3 protein-coding genes are annotated in these 4,298 nt (G+C 67.7%); all 3 read right to left on the reverse strand.

Translation table 11 applies throughout. From position 1 onward, the window contains the following. The coding region (gene infB / locus VGC18_RS10410; RefSeq protein ID WP_331097012.1) for a translation initiation factor IF-2 at nucleotides 1-2,628 on the reverse strand (2,628 nt) is incomplete at its 3' end. A gap of 136 nt (nucleotides 2,629-2,764) precedes the next feature. Beyond that, the gene (locus tag VGC18_RS10415) at nucleotides 2,765-3,040 is read right to left on the reverse strand and encodes a YlxR family protein (protein ID WP_331097014.1); all 276 of its coding nucleotides are present in this window, start codon (nucleotides 3,038-3,040) and stop codon (nucleotides 2,765-2,767) included. Nucleotides 3,041-3,116: 76 nt separating this feature from the next. Then, entirely contained in the window at nucleotides 3,117-4,112 is a 996-nt protein-coding gene (nusA, locus tag VGC18_RS10420; protein ID WP_331097016.1) for a transcription termination factor NusA, read from the reverse strand. Nucleotides 4,113-4,298 lie beyond the last annotated feature (186 nt).

Here is a 4,298-nt window from a genome sequence, read left to right on the forward strand (position 1 = left end):
CGTCTCGATCTCGTCGCCGATCTGGATGTCGTTGAACTTACCGAGACCGATACCGGCCTCAAAGTCCGTCCGAACCTCGGTGACGTCGTCCTTGAACCGACGGAGCGACTCGATGGCGAGGTTGTCGCCGACGACGACGCCATCGCGGATGACCCGAGCCTTGTCGTTCCTCGTGATCGTCCCGGAGCGCACGATGACACCGGCGATGTTCCCGAACTTAGATGAACGGAAGATCTCCCGGATCTCGGCGACACCGGACTGGACCTCTTCGAATTCCGGCTTGAGCATGCCCTTGAGGGCGTTCTCCACGTCTTCGAGCGCCGCGTAGATGACCGAGTAGAAGCGCACGTCGACACCCTCGCTGGCCGCGCGGGCGCGGGCCTTCGGGTCCGGGCGCACGTTGAACCCGATAATGATCGCGTTGTCGACGGTCGCGAGGTTGACGTCGCTCTCCGTGACCGCGCCGACACCACGGTGGATGATGCGCAGCTGAACGCTGTCGTCCACCTCGATCTTGAGCAGCGACTCCTCGAGTGCCTCGACGGCACCGGACACGTCGCCCTTGATGATGAGGTTGAGCGACTCGACCTTGCCGTCTTCGAGGGCCTTGGTGAAGTCCTCGAGGCTGATCCGCTTGCGGCTGCGGGCGAGCAGGGCGTTGCGCTCCGCGGCCTCGCGCTTCTCGGCGATCTGACGGGCGGTCCGGTCATCGTCGGTGACGAGGAAGGTGTCGCCCGCGCGGGGAACGGAGGTGAGCCCGAGCACCGACACCGGCCTGGCCGGAGTGGCCTGGACGACGTTCGTGCCGTTCTCATCGAACATCGCACGCACCCGGCCATAGGCCGTTCCAGCGACGATCGCGTCCCCCACCTCGAGGGTCCCCGACTGGATGAGCACCGTCGCGACGGCACCGCGCCCCTTGTCGAGCTTGGCCTCGATCGCGACACCGCGCGCATCCTTGTTCGGGTTGGCGCGCATGTCGAGCCCGGCATCGGCTGTCAGCAGCACGGCGTCGAGGAGCTCGGGGATGCCGACCTTGTTGAGCGCCGACACGTCGATGAACATGGTGTCTCCACCGTATTCCTCCGCGACCAGACCGAACTCGGTGAGCTGCTGGCGCACCTTGGCGGGGTTCGCCCCCTCCTTGTCGATCTTGTTCACGGCGACGACGATGGGCACGTTCGCGGCCTGGGCGTGGTTGAGCGCCTCGATCGTCTGCGGCATGATGCCGTCGTCCGCCGCGACCACGAGGATCGCGATGTCGGTGACCTGCGCGCCTCTGGCACGCATGGCAGTGAACGCCTCGTGACCGGGGGTGTCGATGAAGGTGATGGCCCGCTCGATGCCGTCGTGCTCCGTGATGACCTGGTAGGCGCCGATGTGCTGCGTGATCCCACCGGCCTCGCCGGCGACGACGTTGGCGTTGCGGATCGCGTCGAGAAGACGCGTCTTTCCGTGATCGACGTGGCCCATGACGGTGACGACGGGCGGCCGGGCGACGAGATCGTCGTCCGTCTCGTCCTCGAGCTCCTGGTCGAGGTCGAGGTCGAAGCCGGCGAGCAGCTCGCGGTCCTCGTCCTCCGGGGAGACCATCTCGATCTTGAAGCCGAGCTCCTCGCCGAGGATCTCGAAGGTCGCCTCATCGAGCGATTCCGTCGCGGTGGCCATCTGTCCCAGGTGGAACAGCACGGTCACCAGGTTGCCGGGGCTCGTGTCGATCTTGTCGGCGAAATCGGTGATGGATGCGCCGCGACGAAGACGAATGGACGTCTTGCCGTCGCCGCGGGGGACGCTGACGCCGCCGAGCGACGGAGCCTCGCGCAGCTCGAACTCTGCCCTCTTCGTCCGCTTGGACTTGCGAGCCTTGCTCTTGCCGCCACCACGACCGAAGGCGCCTGCCGTGCCGCCGCCCGGTCCACGACCGCGACCGCCGCCGCCCGCGGGCCGGTTGGGGCCGAAGTTCGAGCCGGGGGCACCGGCGGGAGCTCCACCGGGGCGGAATCCACCGGCACCCGCGGGGCGCGGGCCGCCGGGACGGAAACCGCCGCCTGCACCGGCCGGACGCTGGCCGAAGCCGCCCGGGCGCTGTCCCTGGCCGGGTCCGCCGGGACGCGGGGCGCCTGGGCGGGGAGCGGAGGGGCGCGGGATGCCCGTCGGCGAGGCCGCCGGCCGGGTGTTCATGCCCTGGGTGCTGGCATAGGGGTTGTTGCCTGGACGCGGGGCGCCGGGACGCTGCATGCCCTGGGTGCTGGCGAACGGGTTGTTGCCCGGACGCGCCGCTCCCGGACGGGGGATAGAGCCCTCGGCGGACGGCGCGGCGGGAGCCGGCTTCTCCGGAGCGGCAGGGGCCGCGGGAGCGGGGGCCGACGGTGCCGCGGCCACGGGGGTCGGGGCCGGTGCGGCGGGAGCCGGCCGGGGCGCCGGCGCGGGAACGGCCGGGGCGGCCTGCTTTTCTGGCGCCTTGATGCCATCGGCCTCGAGCGCAGCCCTGAGCTTGCGCGCTACCGGTGGTTCGATGCTCGAAGAGGGTCCCTTGACGAATTCGCCCATTTCCTTGAGCTTCTCAAGGGCCTTCTTGCTGTCAATGCCGAGTTCTGTGGCGATCTCGTGCACGCGTGGTTTTGCCACTGTTCTCCTTCTCGGGCCAACTCCCGACAAGGAGGAAGCCGTTAGTTACGGACGGGTCTCATTTCGAGCCGCTCATTAGAGGATGCTCATTTAAATCGTGCTCATTAGTTGGTCACTATGCCGTTCAGCCTGTTCTTCAAGAAACCTTCGTTGGAGGTTCCGACTGGTGTGAGTGGTAGTGCTGGTAGAGGTCATCCGCATCGAGGACGCCGGCGACTCGAAGCGCGCGGCCGAAGGCCTTGCGTTTGATCGAGGTTTCGACGCATTCGAGGGTGGGATGCACCCAGGCGCCTCGACCGGGAAGGCTCGCGGACGGATCCGCAATTACCCTGCCGTCTCGCGCGACCACCCTCAGTAGCGAGGATTGGCCTGCACGCCTACGGCAGCCGAGGCACGTTCTTACGGGCTCCATCTTATCCCTTCCACAACGCCGGGCCGTGCCGGGCTATTCCACGAGCCGGACCGGGCAGCCGCCGGGAGGCGGTCCTCTAGTCGGTCTCGAGGATGGAGTCGGGCTGGATGTCGATCCTCGCACCCGTGAGCTTGGCGGCGAGACGGGCGTTCTGGCCCTCCTTGCCGATCGCGAGGGAGAGCTGATAGTCGGGGACGAGGGCGCGGACGGCCTTCGTCGATGCGTCGATGACGTAGGAGGAGGTGACCTTGGCCGGCGACAGGGCGTTGGCGACGAAGGTCGCGAGATCCTCGTTGTAGTCGACGATGTCGATCTTCTCGTTGTTGAGCTCCGCCGTCACGGCGCGCACCCGCTGCCCGAGCTCGCCGATGCAGGCGCCCTTGGCGTTGACTCCCGGCTCGTTGGCCTTGACCGCGATCTTGGTGCGGTGCCCTGCCTCGCGGGCGAGGGAGACGATCTCGACGACCCCGCTGGCGATCTCGGGCACCTCGAGCGCGAAGAGCTTGCGGACGAGCGAGGGATGCGTCCGCGAGACGGTGATCTGCGGGCCCTTGAGCCCCTTGCTGACGCTGGTCACATAGACCCGGATGCGCGAGCCGTGCGCATAGTCCTCGCCGGGAACCTGCTCCTCCGGCGGCAGGATCGCCTCGACGGTGCCGAGATCGACGTGGATCATCCGCGGGTTCGGTCCCTGCTGGATGACACCGGCGACGATGTCGCCCTCGCGACCCTTGAACTCGCCGAGCACCTTGTCGTCGCCGATGTCGCGCAGTCGCTGGTTGATGACCTGCTTCGCCGCGAACGCGCCGATCCGGCCGAAATCGCTCGGGATGTCCTCGGCCTCGCCGATGACCTCGCCGTCGTCGTTCAGCTCCGGGACGAAGATGTGCACGGACCCGGTCTTGCGGTCCAGCTCGACCCTCGCCACGGGGTTGCCGTCCTTGGCCTCCGCGGCACCGGTGTGCTTGAGATAGGCCGTGAGAATCGCCTGCTCGATGATCGCCACGAGTTCGTCGAAGGGAATTTCGCGTTCGCGCTCCATGAGGCGCAGCACGCTCAGATCAATTTCCACCCGAGGGCCTCCACTATTCAGCTAGTCCGTCGTCCACGAAACCGCGCGCACGACGTATCCCTCTACGGTACCCGACCGCGCAGCACGACAGAACGCAATTTCGCCGCCCGCGCACCTCCGGGCGCCCGACGGGCGCCCGATCCCGCGCTCCGCGAGCGCTCGACTGTCACGAACTGCTCTCCGCGG

It is taken from the genome of Lacisediminihabitans sp. (assembly GCF_036404185.1).
Lineage (GTDB): Bacteria > Actinomycetota > Actinomycetes > Actinomycetales > Microbacteriaceae > Lacisediminihabitans.

Excerpts from the sequence above, each read along its gene's own strand:
- VGC18_RS10415 (WP_331097014.1), bottom strand. The coding sequence starts at position 3,040 with ATGGAGCCCGTAAGAACGTGCCTCGGCTGCCGTAGGCGTGCAGGCCAA.